General features: G+C 73.4%; 15 protein-coding genes and 1 riboswitch. Of the genes, 7 read left to right on the forward strand and 8 right to left on the reverse strand.

The window, feature by feature from the left end:
• Positions 1-249 precede the first annotated feature (249 nt).
• The 3 genes from ABZ910_RS04080 to ABZ910_RS04090 are packed head-to-tail and all read left to right on the forward strand — an operon-like array spanning position 250 to position 5,035.
• Complete coding sequence (locus ABZ910_RS04080; RefSeq protein ID WP_361358824.1) at positions 250-1,284, forward strand: MoxR family ATPase; 1,035 nt, start codon at positions 250-252, stop codon at positions 1,282-1,284.
• On the forward strand, positions 1,284-2,648 hold the full coding sequence (locus tag ABZ910_RS04085; protein WP_361358827.1) for a DUF58 domain-containing protein: 1,365 nt from the start codon (positions 1,284-1,286) through the stop codon (positions 2,646-2,648). Before ABZ910_RS04080 ends, ABZ910_RS04085 begins: the two co-directional genes overlap by 1 nt.
• A complete protein-coding gene (locus ABZ910_RS04090) occupies positions 2,645-5,035 on the forward strand; it encodes a DUF3488 and transglutaminase-like domain-containing protein (RefSeq protein ID WP_361358830.1) in 2,391 nt (796 codons plus the stop codon). Before ABZ910_RS04085 ends, ABZ910_RS04090 begins: the two co-directional genes overlap by 4 nt.
• Before the next feature lie 158 nt (positions 5,036-5,193).
• Here the strand turns inward: ABZ910_RS04090 and ABZ910_RS04095 are convergent, their stop codons facing one another.
• The 3 genes from ABZ910_RS04095 to ABZ910_RS04105 all read right to left on the reverse strand — a co-directional run bounded on the left by ABZ910_RS04095 (position 5,194) and on the right by ABZ910_RS04105 (position 7,399).
• Positions 5,194-5,583 carry a DUF3040 domain-containing protein gene (locus tag ABZ910_RS04095; protein WP_361358833.1) on the reverse strand — a complete coding sequence of 130 codons (390 nt, stop codon included), beginning with the start codon at positions 5,581-5,583 and terminating at the stop codon, positions 5,194-5,196.
• 297 nt (positions 5,584-5,880) lie between these two features.
• Positions 5,881-6,708, reverse strand: coding sequence for a methyltransferase (locus ABZ910_RS04100; RefSeq protein WP_361358836.1), 828 nt, complete (start codon positions 6,706-6,708; stop codon positions 5,881-5,883).
• A gap of 127 nt (positions 6,709-6,835) precedes the next feature.
• The gene (locus tag ABZ910_RS04105) at positions 6,836-7,399 is read right to left on the reverse strand and encodes an SAV_6107 family HEPN domain-containing protein (protein ID WP_361358839.1); all 564 of its coding nucleotides are present in this window, start codon (positions 7,397-7,399) and stop codon (positions 6,836-6,838) included.
• A gap of 188 nt (positions 7,400-7,587) precedes the next feature.
• On the opposite strand from ABZ910_RS04105, the gene ABZ910_RS04110 reads away from it, so the two are divergent.
• Both ABZ910_RS04110 and ABZ910_RS04115 read left to right on the forward strand, forming a co-directional pair.
• The gene (locus ABZ910_RS04110; protein WP_361358842.1) at positions 7,588-8,217 is read left to right on the forward strand and encodes a TetR/AcrR family transcriptional regulator; all 630 of its coding nucleotides are present in this window, start codon (positions 7,588-7,590) and stop codon (positions 8,215-8,217) included.
• Positions 8,218-8,722: 505 nt separating this feature from the next.
• Positions 8,723-10,240 (forward strand): NAD(P)/FAD-dependent oxidoreductase, encoded by a 1,518-nt coding sequence (locus ABZ910_RS04115; RefSeq protein ID WP_361358845.1) that lies wholly within the window; start codon positions 8,723-8,725, stop codon positions 10,238-10,240.
• A gap of 54 nt (positions 10,241-10,294) precedes the next feature.
• Here the strand turns inward: ABZ910_RS04115 and ABZ910_RS04120 are convergent, their stop codons facing one another.
• From ABZ910_RS04120 to ABZ910_RS04140, 5 genes are all read right to left on the reverse strand, one after another.
• Positions 10,295-11,233: a hypothetical protein gene (locus tag ABZ910_RS04120; protein ID WP_361358848.1), complete on the reverse strand. Its 939-nt coding sequence runs from the start codon at positions 11,231-11,233 to the stop codon at positions 10,295-10,297.
• 56 nt (positions 11,234-11,289) lie between these two features.
• On the reverse strand, positions 11,290-12,213 hold the full coding sequence (metF, locus tag ABZ910_RS04125; protein WP_361358850.1) for a methylenetetrahydrofolate reductase [NAD(P)H]: 924 nt from the start codon (positions 12,211-12,213) through the stop codon (positions 11,290-11,292).
• A 156-nt stretch (positions 12,214-12,369) separates the two neighbouring features.
• Positions 12,370-13,026: a thiamine phosphate synthase gene (gene thiE, locus ABZ910_RS04130; protein WP_361358853.1), complete on the reverse strand. Its 657-nt coding sequence runs from the start codon at positions 13,024-13,026 to the stop codon at positions 12,370-12,372.
• A gap of 182 nt (positions 13,027-13,208) precedes the next feature.
• Positions 13,209-13,574, reverse strand: a complete 366-nt coding sequence (locus tag ABZ910_RS04135) for an Rv2175c family DNA-binding protein (protein ID WP_361358855.1) — start codon at positions 13,572-13,574, stop codon at positions 13,209-13,211.
• Between the two features lie 66 nt (positions 13,575-13,640).
• A complete protein-coding gene (locus ABZ910_RS04140; RefSeq protein WP_361358857.1) occupies positions 13,641-14,870 on the reverse strand; it encodes an FAD-dependent oxidoreductase in 1,230 nt (409 codons plus the stop codon).
• A gap of 127 nt (positions 14,871-14,997) precedes the next feature.
• Positions 14,998-15,109: riboswitch (TPP riboswitch) on the forward strand.
• Here ABZ910_RS04140 and thiO point away from each other — a divergent pair.
• Together thiO and thiS are read left to right on the forward strand one after the other, a co-directional pair.
• Positions 15,107-16,303, forward strand: a complete 1,197-nt coding sequence (gene thiO, locus ABZ910_RS04145; protein ID WP_361358860.1) for a glycine oxidase ThiO — start codon at positions 15,107-15,109, stop codon at positions 16,301-16,303. (Overlaps the previous riboswitch by 3 nt.)
• On the forward strand, positions 16,300-16,500 hold the full coding sequence (gene thiS, locus ABZ910_RS04150; RefSeq protein ID WP_361358863.1) for a sulfur carrier protein ThiS: 201 nt from the start codon (positions 16,300-16,302) through the stop codon (positions 16,498-16,500). Before thiO ends, thiS begins: the two co-directional genes overlap by 4 nt.
• Position 16,501: the final 1 nt, after the last annotated feature.

Raw genomic sequence — 16,501 nt, forward strand, 5'->3', positions numbered from 1 at the left:
CGGGCCCGCGACGAACCACCCTGCCTCGACATCGAGCCTCCCGGCATCGAATAGATGGTCGAAAAGGCCGTAAGGCCGACATCGTCGCGGGCAGTTATCCACAGGCGAGTGACACGAATCGGTCACGGCGGCAAGAATGCGGGATGTGGCATCACGCGGAACCTTTCACGCGTGGTGTCCGTGTTCGGGGTGGGCCGGTCCGCGCCACAGCGCGACGGATCGGCGTGAAAACGGGCCGAGGAGGGCCGGGTGACGACCTATGACGATCGAGCGAGCCTTACAGATCTGACTGCCACCGCTGAGCGGGTTCGCGGTTCGGTGGAAGGAGTGATCGAGGGCAAGCCCGAGGTCGTACGGCTTTCGCTGACCGTGCTGCTCGCCGAGGGACACCTGCTGATCGAGGATGTGCCCGGCGTGGGCAAGACGATGCTGGCCAAGGCGCTGGCGCGGTCCATCGACTGCTCGGTGCGGCGCATCCAGTTCACCCCCGACCTGCTGCCGTCGGACATCACCGGTGTGTCCATCTGGGACCAGCAGCGCCGGGACTTCGAGTTCAAACGGGGTGCGATCTTCGCGCAGATCGTGATCGGCGACGAGATCAACCGCGCCTCGCCCAAGACCCAGTCCGCGCTGCTGGAGTCGATGGAGGAGCGCCAGGTCACCATCGACGGGCAGACCTATGAACTGCCCAGCCCCTTCATGGTGGTGGCCACGCAGAACCCGGTCGAGATGGAGGGCACGTACCCGCTGCCCGAGGCGCAGCGCGACCGCTTCATGGCCCGCGTCTCCATCGGTTACCCCAGCGTGGACGCCGAGTTGCAGATGCTCGACGTCCACGGCGGGGTGAGCCCGCTGGACGACCTCCAACCCGTGGCGCACGCGCACGAGATCGTGAAGCTGGTCGAGGCCGTGCGCGGCGTGCACGTGGCCGAACCCGTCCGTCGGTACGCCGTGGACCTGGTCGCCGCCACGCGCGCCCACCCGGACCTGAGACTCGGCGCCTCCCCGCGCGCGACGCTGCACCTGCTGCGCGCGGCGAAGGCGGCCGCGGCCCTCGGCGGCCGGGAGTACGCGCTGCCGGACGACGTCCAGGCGCTCGCCGTCGCGGTCCTGGCGCACCGGCTGCTGCCCACCGCCCAGGCCCAGCTCAACCGGCGGACGTCGGAGCAGGTCGTCCAGGAGATCCTGCAGAGCACGCCGGTGCCCGCGCCGCAGCAGAGCGGCTTCGGACCGGACGGCCGGGGTGCGACCGCCTACGACCAGCAGCCGCCCCGGAGGCTGTGATGAGCACCGGGGGGATGGGGCGGGCGGACGCCGACCGCGGGGAGGACGGCGGCATCCGTACGGCCCTGAACGGGCTGACCACCCGCGGCCGTTCGTTCTTCGCGGCCGGGATCGCGGCCTCGATCTGCGCGTACGTCCTGGGCCAGAGCGAGCTGCTGCGGGTCGGGCTCCTGCTGGCCGCGCTGCCGCTGATCTGCGCGACCGTGCTCTACCGAACCCGCTACCGGGTGGCCGGCAGCCGCCGGCTCGCCCCCTCGCGCGTGCCCGCGGCCAGCGAGGCCCGCGTCCATCTGCGGATGGACAACGTCTCGCGGCTGCCCACCGGTCTGCTGATGCTCCAGGACCGGGTGCCCTACGCGCTCGGTCCGCGCCCCCGGTTCGTCCTGGACCGGGTGGAGCCCGGGGGCCGCCGCGAGGTGTCCTACCGGGTCCGTTCGGACCTGCGCGGCCGCTATCCGCTGGGCCCGCTCCAACTGCGCCTGGCCGACCCGTTCGGGATGTGCGAACTGACGCGCTCCTTCTCGGCGTACGACACCCTGACCGTGATCCCGCGCGTGGAGCCGCTGCCGCCGGTGCGGCTCGACGGGGAGGCGAAGGGGTACGGCGACGGACGGCAACGCTCGCTGGCCCTGGCCGGCGACGACGACGTGATCCCGCGCGGGTACCGCTACGGCGACGATCTGCGCCGGGTGCACTGGCGCTCCACCGCGCGCTACGGCGAGCTGATGGTGCGCCGCGAGGAGCAGCCGCAGCGTGCCCGCTGCACCGTGCTGCTCGACACCCGGGACATCGCCTTCGAGGGCGCGGGCCCGGACTCGGCCTTCGAGTGGGCGGTGTCGGGCACGGCCTCGGTCCTGGTCCACATGCTCGAACGAGGCTTCTCCGTACGGCTGTTGACCGACACGGGCAGCTCGGTCCCCGGCGAGGGCGCTGACGGTTTCGCGGCAGCAGGCTCGGGGACGGCGGACGCGGCCGGGCTGATGATGGACACCCTCGCCGTGGTCGACCACTCGGACGGCATCGGCCTGTCCCGGGCGTACGACGTGCTGCGCGGCGGCAACGAAGGACTGCTGGTGGCCTTCCTCGGCCGACTCGACGAGGAACAGGTGGCGGTGGTCGCCGGCATGCGCCGGCGCAGCGGCGGCGCCGTCGCCTTCCTGCTGGACAGCGACGCCTGGGTACGGCTGCCGACCGACGTGCCCGGGCCGGGGGACGAGCACGCGGACCGGCTGCGCATACTGCGCGACGCGGGCTGGACGGCCGTGAGCGTGCCCCGCGGGGCCTCGCTGAACGAACTGTGGCGCCAGGCGGACCGCGAACGCGCGGGGATGGCCGCGGTGAGCGGCGGGGAGGCACGGACATGAGCGGGCGGGTGCGGCTGGCACTGTGTGCCGCGGCGGCCACGATGATGACGGCGTGCGCCCTGTTGCCGCTGGTCTCCCCGGCGACCTGGATCATCCAGGCGGCCTTCCTGCTGACGGCGCAGACGGCCGTGGGCGCGATGACCCGCCGGGTGCCGCTGGCCCGGTCGCTGACGGTGGCCTCGCAGGCCCTGGTCACGCTGCTGCTGTTGACCCTGGTCTTCGCCCGGGAGTACGCGGTCGTCGGGCTGCTTCCCGGGCCGGACGCCATGGGCCACTTCGCCGCCCTGCTGCAGCAGGGAGCGAACGACGTCGGACGGTACGCGATACCGGCACCGCTGTCCGACGGGATCCGGCTGATGCTCATCGGTGGCGTCCTGGTCATCGGGCTGATCGTGGACACCCTCGCCGTGACCTTCCGCAGCGCGGCGCCCGCCGGTCTGCCACTGCTCGCGCTGTACTCCGTCGCGGCGGGCCTGTCGGGGGGCGGCGCCGAGTGGCTGTGGTTCGTGGTGGCGGCGGCCGGTTATCTGATGCTCCTGCTCGCCGAGGGCCGGGACCGGCTCTCGCAGTGGGGCCGGGTCTTCACCGGCGCGGCCCGCGCTCCCGGCGACCCGGCGACCGGCGCGGTGGCCCCGGCGCGCACCGGGCGGCGCATCGGCGCGGTCGCCCTGGGCGTCGCCCTGTTCGTGCCGCTCGCCCTGCCGACCCTGCAGGGCGGCCTGCTGGCCGGCACCGGGACCGGAGTGGGCGCGGGCAACGGGGACGGCGGCACGATCTCCGCGGTCAACCCACTGGTGTCCCTGCGCGACAGCCTGAACGTGAACGAGGACCGCCAGGTCCTGTCGCTGACGACGAGCACGAACGACCTCTCCGACCTGTACTTGCGCATCGTCTCTCTCGACGACTTCGACGGCACCACCTGGAAGCCGTCCCAGCGGCACGTCGTCGGCGTCCCCGACCCCTTCCCCCTCCCGGCCGGACTGGGCCCCGACATCAAGCGCACCCAGGTCACGACCGTGATCTCGGCGGCGGACTGGTACGCCCAGAACTGGCTGCCGATGCCGTACCCGCCGAGCGGCGTGAAGATCGGCGGCCGGTGGCGCTTCGAGCCCGTGGGGATGACGGTCGTCGGCGACCACCGCCAGACCACACGCGGGACGACGTACCAGGTCAGCAGCCTCGCGGTGCGGCCGACCGCGGATCAGCTGGCCGCGGCGCCGCAGCCGCCGACGGAGCTGGAGCGCGAGTACACCAAGGTACCGGCGTCGCTGCCACCGGTGGTGGCCAGGACCGCCCGGCAGGTCACCAAGGGGGCGACGAACCACTACGAGGAAGCGGTCAAGCTCCAGGACTACTTCACCGAGAACGGCGGCTTCCAGTACGACACCCAGGTCGAGGTCGGACGCGGCTCCGATGCGATAGCGGCCTTCCTGCGCAAGAAGCATGGCTTCTGCGTCCACTTCTCCTTCACGATGGCGGCGATGGCCCGCACGCTGGGCATCCCGGCCCGGGTCGCGGTCGGCTTCGCGCCCGGCTCCCCGCAGGCGAACGGCACGGTGTCGGTCGGCCTGAAGGACGCGCACGCCTGGCCCGAGCTGTACTTCGAGGGCGTGGGCTGGACCCGCTTCGAGCCGACCCCGACGCGGGGCACCACCCCCTCGTACACCCAGTCGGGCACGCCCGGCAGCTCGGTGCCGGACGAGGCCCGCCCGTCGCGGGCCGCGTCCGCGGCGCCCGAGGCTCCGGTGTCGCCGAGCGAGAGCTGCCCGGCGCGGCAGCGGAGGCTGGACATGTGCGGGGGTCCGTCGGCGCAGGCCGTCGCACACCCCGGCGGCAACGGCCCGGCGGGGTGGGAGATGGCGCTGTGGGCGCTCGGCGGCCTGGCCGCGTCGGCCATCCCGCTGTCGCCGATGCTGTGGCGGACGCGTCTGCGGGCCGCACGGCTCGGCGCGCACGCCCGCACCGAGGCGGGGGCGGCGGCCCACACGCTGGCGGCCTGGCAGGAGCTGAACGACACTGCCTGGGACTTCGGCATCCCGCCCGACGGCTCGCAGACCCCGCGGAGGACCGCCGAGCGGATCGTCCGGCTCGGGCGGCTCGACCCGGCGGCCGGTGCCGCCGTGCACCGGGTGGCGGATGCCGTGGAGCAGGTCCTCTACGCGCCCCGGCCGCGCCCGGCCGCCGGCCTCGCGGAGGAGGTGCGCCGGGCGATCGGCGGGCTGAGGGCCTCGGTCGGCCGCCGCACGCGGCTGCGCGCGCGATTCGCCCCGCGCTCCTGCGTACGGGTGCTCTGGGCGGTGTCGGCTTGGCGGGCGTCTCTCAGGGCGCGCGCGGTGGCGGCCCTCCCGACCCCGCGCAAGGCGTCCGGCCGGCAGGGCTCGGGCTGAGGAGGAAAAGCCCGGGGGAAGAGCTCCCAAGGGAGGATGATGAGCCCTTGGGGGGAGAGCTCAGGGGAAAGCTCCCAGAGAGAAAGCGGAAACGGCTGAGCCCCCGGCACACGGCCGGGGGCTCGAGCACGTACAGGTATGTGACCTGGCCGGTGGCGCTAGTGGCCCTGCTCGTCGCGACGGCGCTGCCAGCGCTGCTCGATGCGGTCCATCATGGAGCGCCGCTGCCGTGCCTGACGGCGTGTGTGCGAGGCGCCTGCGGGTTGCTCGCCCGGCTTGGGGGCCTTGCGCCACCCCGTCACGGCGAGCACCGCACATCCCAGCATGACGAGAAAACCGATCACGCTGAGCCAGATCTGCGTGACGACCATTCCGGCCATGAGGAGCGCGATACCGACGAGGAAGCCCGCGACCGCCTGGTAGACCCGTCGCCGGGTGAACGTGCGCAGCCCACTTCCCTCAAGCGCTGTCGCGAACTTGGGATCTTCGGCGTACAGCGCTCGCTCCATCTGCTCGAGCATGCGCTGCTCGTGCTCCGAGAGCGGCACGGAGTCCTCCTCATCGTGCAGTCGCCGGGGCGACCCGGGGGTCCCTTCAGGATAGGCAGGGAACCGCCCCCGTGAAACCCGCCCCTCTACGCCAATTGGCCAACCGGAACCCACCATGGCCGTACCGGCTCGCTGAGGCTTCCATTCCCCGGCGGCCGACCCGTCATGCCGGGCGGTCTTCCTCGATCATACGGCGCAAACCCCTCGTTCGGGGGGCGTGTGGCCTACTCCATGTGCCGCCGATCCCCTGATCAGCGCCGTAATGGGCCTCGTGACTCAAGTGGCGGGGGAGGCCTCTCAGGCCTCTGCAGCCGCCCGCGTCTCGCCGAGCACGTGCAGCTGTGTGGCGACCGAGTGGAACGCCGGCAGCTCGGCCGCCGCCGCCTCCAGCTCCAGCAGGGCTTCGAGGGCTGCGGGCTCGGTGTCGACGAGGACGCCGGGCACCAGGTCCGCGAAGACCCGCACGCCGTGCACGGCACCCACCCCGAGGCCCGCCCCCTCGACCAGCGCGGTGAGCTGCTCGGTGGTGAAGCGGCGCGGCATGGGGTCGCCTGCGCCCCAGCGGCCGTGGGGGTCGTCGAGGGCCTGCCGGGCCTCCCGGAAGTGACCGGCCAGCGCGCGGGCGAGCACGGCGCCGCCGAGACCGGCCGCGAGCAGGCTGAGGACGCCCTCGGAGCGCAGGGCGGCCACCGCGTTGCGGACGCCCTCGGCCGGATCGTCGACGTACTCCAGGACGCCGTGGCACAGCACCACGTCGTAACCCGCGCGCTCGACCACGTCGAAGAGGCCGTGGACGTCGCCCTGCACGCCCCGCACGCGGTCGGCGACGCCGGCCTCGGCGGCCCGGCGCTCCAGCGCGAACAGCGCGTTGGGGCTGGGGTCGACGACGGTGACGCGGTGGCCGAGGCGGGCGAGGGGCACCGCGAACCTGCCGCTGCCGCCTCCGGTGTCGAGGACGTCCAGCGACTCCCGCCCCGTGGCCTTGACCCGGCGGTCGAGGGCGTCCTGGAGAACGTCCCAGACCACGGCGGTACGGAGAGAGGCGCGGGGACCGGAGGGGTCGGAGCGCAGCGACGCCGTTTGAGGGTGGTGGCGGGAGACGGGCGGGCGGCTCGGGTCCGACACGACAGTTGACTCCTCGGCGCGGCACCGCCTGTTGCCGGCGGTGCGAAGGGAAGGCTTCAGGCGTTCTCCACCCTATTGCCTACGGCGCCGCGCCTGGTCACCGTGGGGGCGCGCTGCCGGCTCCGGCTCAGCCCGCGTCCGGCATGTCCCGGTCGGCGGGTGGACGCTCTGGCGAGTCCGCGTCCTGGCGGGACTGGGGCAGGAGGGGCTGGAGCACCAGCATGCGCTCGACGAGGCGGACGAACATCGCCACGTCGCGTATGAGGTCGTCGGCGTCGCGGCGGCTTGCCGCCCCCTGGATGCCCGCCTCGGCCCGGGCCCGGCGCCGGGCACCGGAGGCGAACAGGGCGCTCCACTCGGTGAGTTCGGGCGCGATCTCGGGGAGCACTTCCCAGGCGCTCCTGATCCGTGTGCGGCGCCGGGGCGAGGGCTCGGGGCGGCCGCGCGCGGCGAGGACGGCGGCGGCGGTGCGCAGGGCGGCCAAGTGGGCCGTCGCATAGCGCTCGTTCGGGGTTTCGAGGACGGCGGCCTCGTCGAGTCCGGCGCGGGCCTGGGCCAGCAGGTCGAGGGCGGCGGGCGGGGCCGCGGCCCGGCGCTGGACGGGGTGTACGTCGCTCGCCGGACCGTTCAGTGAGGGGGCAGGGCCGGTGGCACGGCGCCGACGGGCGGCGGCTGCGGACGAGTTGGCCATGACGAACCTCCTGTCGTCTGGGTGACGGCACGCCCTGTCCGGTGGTGCCGTATGTGCCCATCGTGAGGTATGCCACTGACAATCCGTTCTGACCTGGACTTTCTCTTCGATCGAAGGTTCGTGCCGGCTGTGCACTGACCGGTCGGTTCACCCTCCTCGCGGATGGCCCTCCTGTGACAATCGGGGCCATGGAAAGCAGCAGCGCCAGGGTCGGCGCGAGCACGCGCCGCGAGGCCACCCGGCAGAGGCTCTACGAAGCGGCGGTCACGCTCATCGCCGAACAGGGCTTCTCCGCGACCACGGTGGACGAGATAGCCGAGCGGGCCGGGGTCGCGAAGGGCACGGTCTACTACAACTTCGCGAGCAAGTCGGTCCTCTTCGAGGAGCTGCTGCGGCACGGGGTGGGACTCCTCACCGCCTCCCTGCGGGAGGCGGCCGAGCGCACGGCGCGCGAGGGCGGGAGCACGGTGGACGCCCTCGACGCGATGATCCGCGCCGGGCTCGTCTTCATCGCCCGCTACCCGGCCTTCACCCAGCTGTACGTGGCCGAGCTGTGGCGCACCAACCGCACCTGGCGGTCCACGTTGGCGGTGGTCCGGCAGGAGACCGTCGCCGTCATCGAGGGCGTGCTCCTCGAAGGGGTGGCGAACGGCGGGACGAGCGAGGAGATCGACGTTCCGCTGACGGCCGCCGCGCTGGTCGGCATGGTGCTGGTGGCCGCGCTGGACTGGCAGGCGTTCCAGCCCGAGCGGCCTCTGGACGACGTCCACGCGGCGCTGTCCCGGCTGCTTCAGGGCCGGGTCGGCGGAAAGGGCTGACGCCGGCAGGAGACGGGCCGGGCCGGCACGCGCGCGTGCCCGCGACGCGGGAAAGCGCCGGCCCGCCGTGGCCGCGTCCCCCGCGGGCCACCGTCGAACCGGCGCCTTCCCTGTCCCCCCGTACCTCCCCGCGCTCCACTCCCCGTACGTCTGGTGTCCCCGTACGGTCCCCCGGTGGAGCCCTTCGGTCGTTCCCCGTTCCCCCGTGCCCCCCGTGCCTCGCTTCCGCCGATGGAATCGGCGGAAGGAGCGGGCAAGGGCGCGAGCGCCGTTCCGCCGCCCCGTGTCGGCGGTGCCGGAGTCGCGCCCCTTTCCGTGCCTCCACTCTCTCGTTCTCGCAGGTCGCCCCCCATCCGCGCGCGTACTCAACTCGCGTCCTAGGTACGGATACTCAGTCCTGCGCACTCAGGCCCACGCCGCGGCGCCGCCGCATGGTGACGATCACGTCCGCGTCCGTACTCCCCCGGACCGGTGACTGTCAGTGGCGGTCGATAAAGTCGCGGGCATGGCACGAATTGCGGTGATCGGCGCCGGGATGGGCGCGATGGCGGCCGCCGCCCGGCTGGCCGTCGCGGGCCACCGGGTGGTGGTGTACGAACGGACGGAGACGTACGGCGGAGCGGTGGGCCGGTACGAGCGCGACGGGTTCCGCTTCGACACCGGTCCGGGGCTGCTGCCGCTGCCCGCCGTCTACCGCGACCTGTTCGTCAAGACCGGCAAGAAGCCGCTGGAGGACTGCGTCGGGCTCGTGCAGGTCGACCCGTCGTCGCGGCACGTCTTCGCCGACGGCACCGAGGTGTCCCTGCCCAACGCCTCGCGCGCGGGCGTCGTCGCGGCCCTGGACGAGACCCTCGGGTCGGCCGCCGGGCAGCGCTGGGGCGACTTCCTGGTGCGGGCCCGCGAGGCCTGGGACCGCACGCGCCGGCCACTCCTTGAGGAGCCGCTGTGGACCGACTGGCAGGTGCTGGCCGACCGCGAGCCCTATCCGTCCGTCCCGCACAAGCGGCTGCTGCGCACCCGCCGGGCCGGCACCCTCGCCGAGGTCGGCGCCTGGGAGCTGCGCGACCCGCGTCTCACCGCGCTCCTGGAGAGCCACGCGCTGGCGTACGGCCTCGATCCCCGGGCCACTCCGGCGAGCGCTGCCGTGCTGCCGTACATGGAGCACGCCTTCGGCACCTGGTATGTCCGCGGTGGCATACGGGAGTTGGCGCGCGCGGTGTACGAGCGGTGCCTTGAGCGGAAGGTCGAGTTCGTCTTCGGCGCGGAGGTCACCGGGGTCCTGGAGCGGGACGGCCGGGCGGCCGGGGTGAGGCTGGCGGACCGCGGGGAGGCCGAGGCCGACTTCGTGGTCGCCGGTGTCGCCCCCGAGGCGCTCGGCCGGTTCGTCACGGACACGGCTGTCCGGGGTGACGGCGAGGTCGTACCGCAGCGCGGGCTCCCGAGCCGGCTGACGGTGCTGCTGGCGCTGCGCGGCGGGCGTCCGGAGGGGACCGCCCACCGGACCGTGGTGCACGCGTCGGACCGCGACGCGGAGTTGGACGCGCTGTTCGGCACGCCGGCCGGGCCGGCCGCGCGCCCGACCGTCACCGTGCTGCGCCCCGACGACCCTGCGCTGGTCCCCGACTCCGAGCACGAGGCGATCGCGCTCGTCTCGACGGTCCCCGCCCGGCTCGGCCGGGGGGACCGAGCCGAGGGCGGCGCGCTCGACCGCCACGTCGACGACATGATCGGCGTCGCCGAGCGTGCCGTACCCGGTCTGCGGGACCGCGTCCTGTGGCAGGAGGTGCGCACGCCTGCCGACGTCGCGGAGACGACGGGTGCGGTGGGCGGCGCGGTTCCGGCTCCGGCGCTCGCGGCCGGTGGTGGGCGCCTGCTGCATCCGGCCAACACCACGGCTCTCGCCGGGCTGTTCACCGCTGGAGGCTGGTCGCACCCCGGCGGCGGTCTCCCGCACGCGGGCATGTCGGGCGCCCTGGTCGCGGGGCTGATCGTGGAGGGCCCGGAGTTCAAGGGCTCCCAGTAAGGCGTACGACAGTGCGGCGGCCCCTCAAGGCCACCGCACTCTCATGAACCGCTCTCAGTAGCGGTACTGCTCGTCGTACCCGTGCCCCGGCTGCTGCTGATGGCCGTCGCCCTGGTACGGATACGCCTGCTCCTGCGGGAGTTGGCCGCCGTAGGCCTCGTCGGTGCGCTGCTGCGGGACCCAGGTCCCACCGGCCGCGTACTGGTCCTGGGCGTAGCCCTGCTGGTCGTACTGCTGGCCGCCGTACGACGCGTCGTACCCGCCGTCCCCGCCGTAGGCCTGGGTGCCGATGTACGGGTCGGAGTAGTTGGCGTACTGCTGCTGGCCGCCGGTGTCGTAGCCGTACTGCTGCTGGCCGTAGCCGGAGTAGTCGTAGCCGTACGTCTGGTCGGCGCCGTGGGCGGCCGTCGCGTAGGCCGGGTCGCCGGTGGCCGCGTACGCCCCGGTGTCGGCGTAGACCCCGTACGAACCGGTGTCGTCGGGCATGGGCTGCGGCTCGTAGACAGTGGTCATCGCGGCAGCGGGCTCGGCCGCGCGGGCCGGCGTGAACACGTCGTCGTGCTCGTGGTCGTAGTCGTCGGTGTGGCCGCCCGCGGTGCCGTACGGGGCGTTCTCGTGGCCCTGGGGGCCGTCCTGGTCGCCGTAGCCGTCGTGCACCGCCACCGGTCCGGCGTCGTCGTACGCGGCGTCCTCGTCGTCCGGCTCGCCGCGTCCGCGCCTGAAACCGCCCTTGCCGTCGGGGCGGTTGACCGCCCAGCCCTCGGCGAAGCCGCGGCGGAACGACAGCGTGACGTAGGTCTGGCCGACCGCGAAGGCGGCCGCGCCCAGTGCGATGACGACGACGGACGGAATCAGCACGCCGAGCACGACACCGAGGAAGCCGGCGAAGGCCAGCAACCGCCAGCGCAGGCGCGCCTTGTACTGCAGCAGCACCTCGCCGAGCAACCACAGTGCGACGATGCCGAACGCGATATAGAGGACCGTCCAGCCCATGTACGCCCCTCTCCCAGTGACCGTTACGCAGTGTGTCGTATCCGGGTATGGCCGGTCTAGGCCTGCGGGGGGTGGTGCAGGCCCAGGTTCTCGTAGATTTCCAGTGGTGCCGTGGAGTTGTTGAGCGTGATGAAGTGCAGTCCGGGCACTCCCTCGGCCAGCAGCCGCGCACAGAACTCCGTGGCGAACTCGATCCCGATCGAGCGTACCGAAGCCGGATCGTCCTTCGCCGCGAGGATCCGGTCCTTCAACTCCGCCGGGAACACCGCGTTGCTGAGCTGAGGCAGCCGCTCCAGCATCTTCACGCTCGTCACCGGCAGGATCTCGGGGATCACGGGCGTCTCGCAGCCCGCGGCCGCGACCCGGTCGCGCAGCCGAAGATACGACTCCGGCTGGAAGAACATCTGCGTGATGGCGTAGTCGGCCCCCGCACGGCACTTGTCGACGAAGTGCGCGACATCTGTCTCCCAGTCGGTGGAGCGCGGGTGCATCTCCGGGAAGGCGGCGACGCCCACGCAGAAGTCGCCCGACTCCTTGATGAGTTGGACGAGTTCGCCGGCATAGGTCAGGCCCTGGGGGTGCGGCACCCACTCGCCCATCGGGTCGCCGGGCGGATCGCCGCGCACGGCGAGCATGTTGCGGATCCCGGCGTCGGCGTACTGGCCGATGATGTTGCGCAGTTCGGCCACGGAGTGGTTGACCGCGGTGAGGTGGGCGACCGGCGTCAGCGTCGTGTCGACGACGATCTGCTGGGTCTCCTTGACCGTGGTCGCGCGCGTGGAACCGCCGGCGCCGTACGTCACCGAGACGAAGTCGGGAGCCACCGCCTCGACCCTGCGCAGGGCGGCCCACAGGTTCTTCTCGCCCTTGGGGGTCTTCGGTGCGTAGAACTCGAACGAATACGTCGTCTTGCCGGAGCCGAGGATGTCGCGCACGGTGCGTGCGCGGTCGGTCCTGGTGGATGCGGTTCCGAGGGCCATACCCGCAGGTTAGTCAGGGGGCGGCGGTCCCCCAACCGGACGCGGCAAAATTGCATGATTTGTCCGCCTGCTGTCCACCTTTTGGACAACGGGGCGCCACACCTCGGGAAAGCGCGTCCTTTCGTGGCCGTATGGGCCCCGTGGGCCTACATGGCCCTACGCCTGACGCAGTCGCTTCGCCAACCGGGCCGCGGCGGCTCCCGGATCGTCCGCCTCGGTGAGCGCGCGGACGACGACCACCCGGCGGGCGCCCGCGTCGAGCACCTGGTCGAGGGTGCCGAGGTCGATGCCGCCGATCGCGAACCAGGGGCGGTCGGTCCCCAGGGAGGCCGTGTGGCGGACCAGATCGAGGCCGGGGGCGTGGCGGCCGGGCTTGGTGGGGGTGGGCCAGCAGGGACCGGTGCAGAAGTAGTCCACGCCGTCCTGGACGGCGGCCGCGGTGGCCTCGGACTCGGCGTGCGTGGAGCGGCCTATGAGGACGTCGGGGCCGAGGATGGCGCGGGCCGCGGGGACCGGCAGGTCGCCCTGCCCGAGATGCAGTACGTCGGCGGAGGCCGCGTGGGCGACGTCCGCGCGGTCGTTGACCGCGAGCAGCTTGCCGTGGCGGGCGCAGGCGTCGGCGAAGACCTCCAGGTGCTCCAGCTCCTCGCCCGCCTCCATGCCCTTGTCGCGCAGCTGCACGATGTCGACACCGCCGGCCAGCACCGCGTCCAGGAACTCGGCCAGGTCGCCCTGGCGCCTCCGGGCGTCCGTGCAGAGGTAGAGACGGGCGTCGGCGAGCCGGGCACGGGCGGTGGCGGCGGTGTCGGACATGGCGGTGCATCCCCCGGGGTGTCAGTGATCGGTGGCCTGCGGGCCACGGTGTGCGTGGTCGGCGGTTGCCGGGGACGCCACGGTGAGCGTGGCGGCCCGGCACCGCAGACGTACGGGCCGCGGCCGCGCCGCCCCGCGAGGGACACGCGAGGCCACGGCCCGTACGCCGGATGGTGTTCGGGTCAGACGGCGAGCGCCTGGGCGCGGCGCTTCACCTCGGTGCCGCGGTTCTCACTCAGCGCCTGGGCGGGCGTCCCGGGCAGGGACGGGTCGGGGGTGAAGAGCCACTCCAGCATCTCTTCGTCGCTGAAGCCGTCGTCCCGCAGCAGCGTCAGGGTCCCGGAGAGGCCCTTGACCACCTTGTCCCCGTCGATGAAGGCGGCGGGGACGTGCAGCGCGCGGTTCTCGCCACGGCGTACGGCGATGAGCTGGCCCTCCTTGACCAGCTGCCGCACCCGTGTCACCTCGACACCGAGCATCTCGGCGATCTCGGGGAGGTTGAGCCAGGCGGGGACGAGAGCATCGGTCTTTGCGTCAATCTCGGTCACGGAAACAGCGTGCCATCCCGGACTGACAGTCGGAAGTCGGGCCGGTCCAACCTGGGACTTTTCGGCTCAAACAACTGCTTCCTTCAGCGGGCGCGCGGGGTCGGCCAGCACCCCCGGGTCCACCCGTGCGCCGCTCTCGATCAGCCGTCGCCCCTGGGCCAGGTCCCGCGGCCTGCCCACCGCCAGCAGCGCGACCAGCCGGTCCTCGCGCAGCCAGCAGACGGTCCAGGCCGCGGCGGCGGGCTCGCCGCGCCACAGCAGCGTGTCGGCCGACGCGTGGTGTCCCGCGTACTGGACGAAGCGTCCGAACTGCTCGGACCAGAAGTACGGCACCGGGTCGTAGACCACGTCCGCCTCGCCGAGGATGGTCGCCGCGACCGCGCGCGGGCCCTGGAGGGCGTTGTCCCAGTGGTGCACGAGCAGCCGCTCGCCGTAGCGCCCCGAGGGGAACGAGGCGCAGTCGCCGACCGCGTACACGTCCGGGGCGGAGGTGCGCAGGTGCGCGTCGGCCACGATCTCGCCGTGCGCGCCGAGCTCGATGCCGCAGCCGGCGAGCCAGCCCGTGGCGGGGCGCGCGCCGACACCGACCACGACGGCGTCCGCGGGCAGCCGCGCACCGTCGTCGAGGACGACCGCGCCCGGCTCGACGCGCTCCACGCGCGCGTGGGTGCGCAGGGCGGCGCCACTGTCGGCGTACCAGGCGGTCATCGGCGCGGTCACCTCGGCGGGAAGCGCCTCCGCGAGCGGGCGGTCGGCGGCCTCGACGACCGTCACCGAGCAGCCCGCCTCGCGCGCGGCCGTCGCGAACTCGGCGCCGATCCAGCCCGCGCCGACGACCACGATGGCGTGCTGCCGGGCGAGCACGGGCCGCAGCCGTTCGGCGTCGTCGAGGGTGCGCAGCAGATGCACACCGGGGACGCCCTCCGCACCGGGAAGGCGGACGGGCTCGGCGCCGGTCGCGAGGACGAGGACGTCGTACGGGACCGGGCCCGCCTCGGTGTCCAGTTCGTGGTCGTCGGGGCGCACGCCCAACGCCTCGCGTCCCAGCAGGAGTTCGATGCCGAGCGTCTCGAAGTCGATGTCGAGGGCCGAGCCCTCGGCCTTGCCGAGCAGGATCGCCTTGGACAGCGGCGGCCGGTCGTACGGCTGGTGCGGCTCCGCGCCGATCAGTGTCAAGGGGCCGCTGAAGCCCTGTTCCCGCAGGGCGACCGCGGTCTGCACCCCGGCCATCCCGGCGCCGACGACGACCACGCGCCGCCCCGGTGACATGCCCTGTCGCTCCGTCTGCTCGCTCACCCGATCACCATAGACAATCGCAATACCGTCGGTCAGGGGGTGTGCTGGGCGGGCGGGGTCCCGGCGGGCCGAGGCTCTCTCGCGGGCTTACGGGCGCGGCACGCCGCGGGCTAGGGTGACCACCAGTACAAGCACTCGCGGGAGCCCGGACGCACCGGGCTGAGAGGGAGGCTGGCGGCCTCCGACCGTACGAACCTGATCCGGGTCATGCCGGCGAAGGGAGGGGCTGGACGCCCATGCCGTCTCGTACCTCGGACGTCCTCGTCGTCGGGGGCGGAATCATCGGCCTGGTCACGGCCTGGCGGGCCGCGCAGCGCGGGTTCGCCACGGCCGTGGTGGACCCCGAGCCCGGTGGCGGGGCCGCGCAGGTCGCGGCCGGGATGCTGGCCGCGGTCACGGAACTCCACCACGGCGAGCAGACCTTGCTCGGCCTGAACCTGGAGTCGGCCCGCCGCTACCCGGACTTCGCGGCCGAGCTGACCGAGCTGACCGGCCACGACCTCGGCTACCGCCGCTGCGGCACGCTCGCGGTCGCGCTGGACGCCGACGACCGCGCCCACCTGCGCGAACTGCACGCGCTGCAGCAGCGGTCGGGGCTGGACTCCACGTGGCTGTCCGGCCGGGACTGCCGGCGCCTGGAGCCGATGCTCGCGCCGGGCGTGCGCGGCGGGCTGCGGGTCGACGGCGACCACCAGATCGACCCGCGGCGGCTGGCGGCCGCGCTGGTGGCCGCGTGCGAGCGGGCCGGGGTGGTGTTCCACCGCGCGTGGGCCGAGCGTCTCGACGTCGTGGGAGGCCGGGCGGCCGGCGTCACCACGGCGGACGGCACCGGGCTGGGCGCGGGCCGGGTGGTGCTGGCGGCCGGGAGCCTGAGCGGTCGGCTCACGGGCGTGCCGGAGGACGTACGACCGCCCGTGCGGCCGGTGAAGGGGCAGGTGCTGCGGCTGTCCGTGCCGCGGCGGTACGCGCCGTTCCTGAGCCGCACCGTGCGGGCCGTGGTGCGCGGCAGCCAGGTCTACCTGGTGCCGCGGGAGAACGGCGAGCTCGTCGTCGGCGCGACGAGCGAGGAGCTCGGCTGGGACACGACGGTGACCGCGGGGGGCGTGTACGAGCTGCTGCGGGACGCCCATGAGCTGGTGCCGGGGATCACCGAGCTGCCCCTGGCCGAGACCCGCGCGGGCCTGCGCCCCGGCTCCCCCGACAACGCGCCGCTGCTCGGCCCGACCGCCCTCGACGGGCTGCTGCTGGCCACCGGGCACTTCCGCAACGGCGTGCTGCTCACGCCGGTCACCGGGGACGTCATGGCGCACGCCCTGGCCACGGGCGACCTCCCGGAGGAGGCGCGCCCGTTCACGCCGCTGCGCTTCGGCGCCGTACCGACCGCACCCACCGCACTCACCGCACCCACCGCACTCTCGGAGCAGCCCGCATGAACATCTCCGTCAACGGCCGGCGCCGGGAGGTCGAGTCCGGCACGGCGCTCGACGCCCTGGTGCAGACCCTCACCACGGCCCCCTCGGGAGTGGCCGCCGCACTCAACGAAACCGTGGTCCCGCGCGCGCAGTGGCCGTCCACTCCCCTCGCCGAGGGAGACCGCGTCGAAGTCCTCACCGCCGTCCAAGGAGGCTGAC

Source organism: Streptomyces sp. NPDC046805, assembly GCF_040645355.1.
GTDB lineage: Bacteria > Actinomycetota > Actinomycetes > Streptomycetales > Streptomycetaceae > Streptomyces.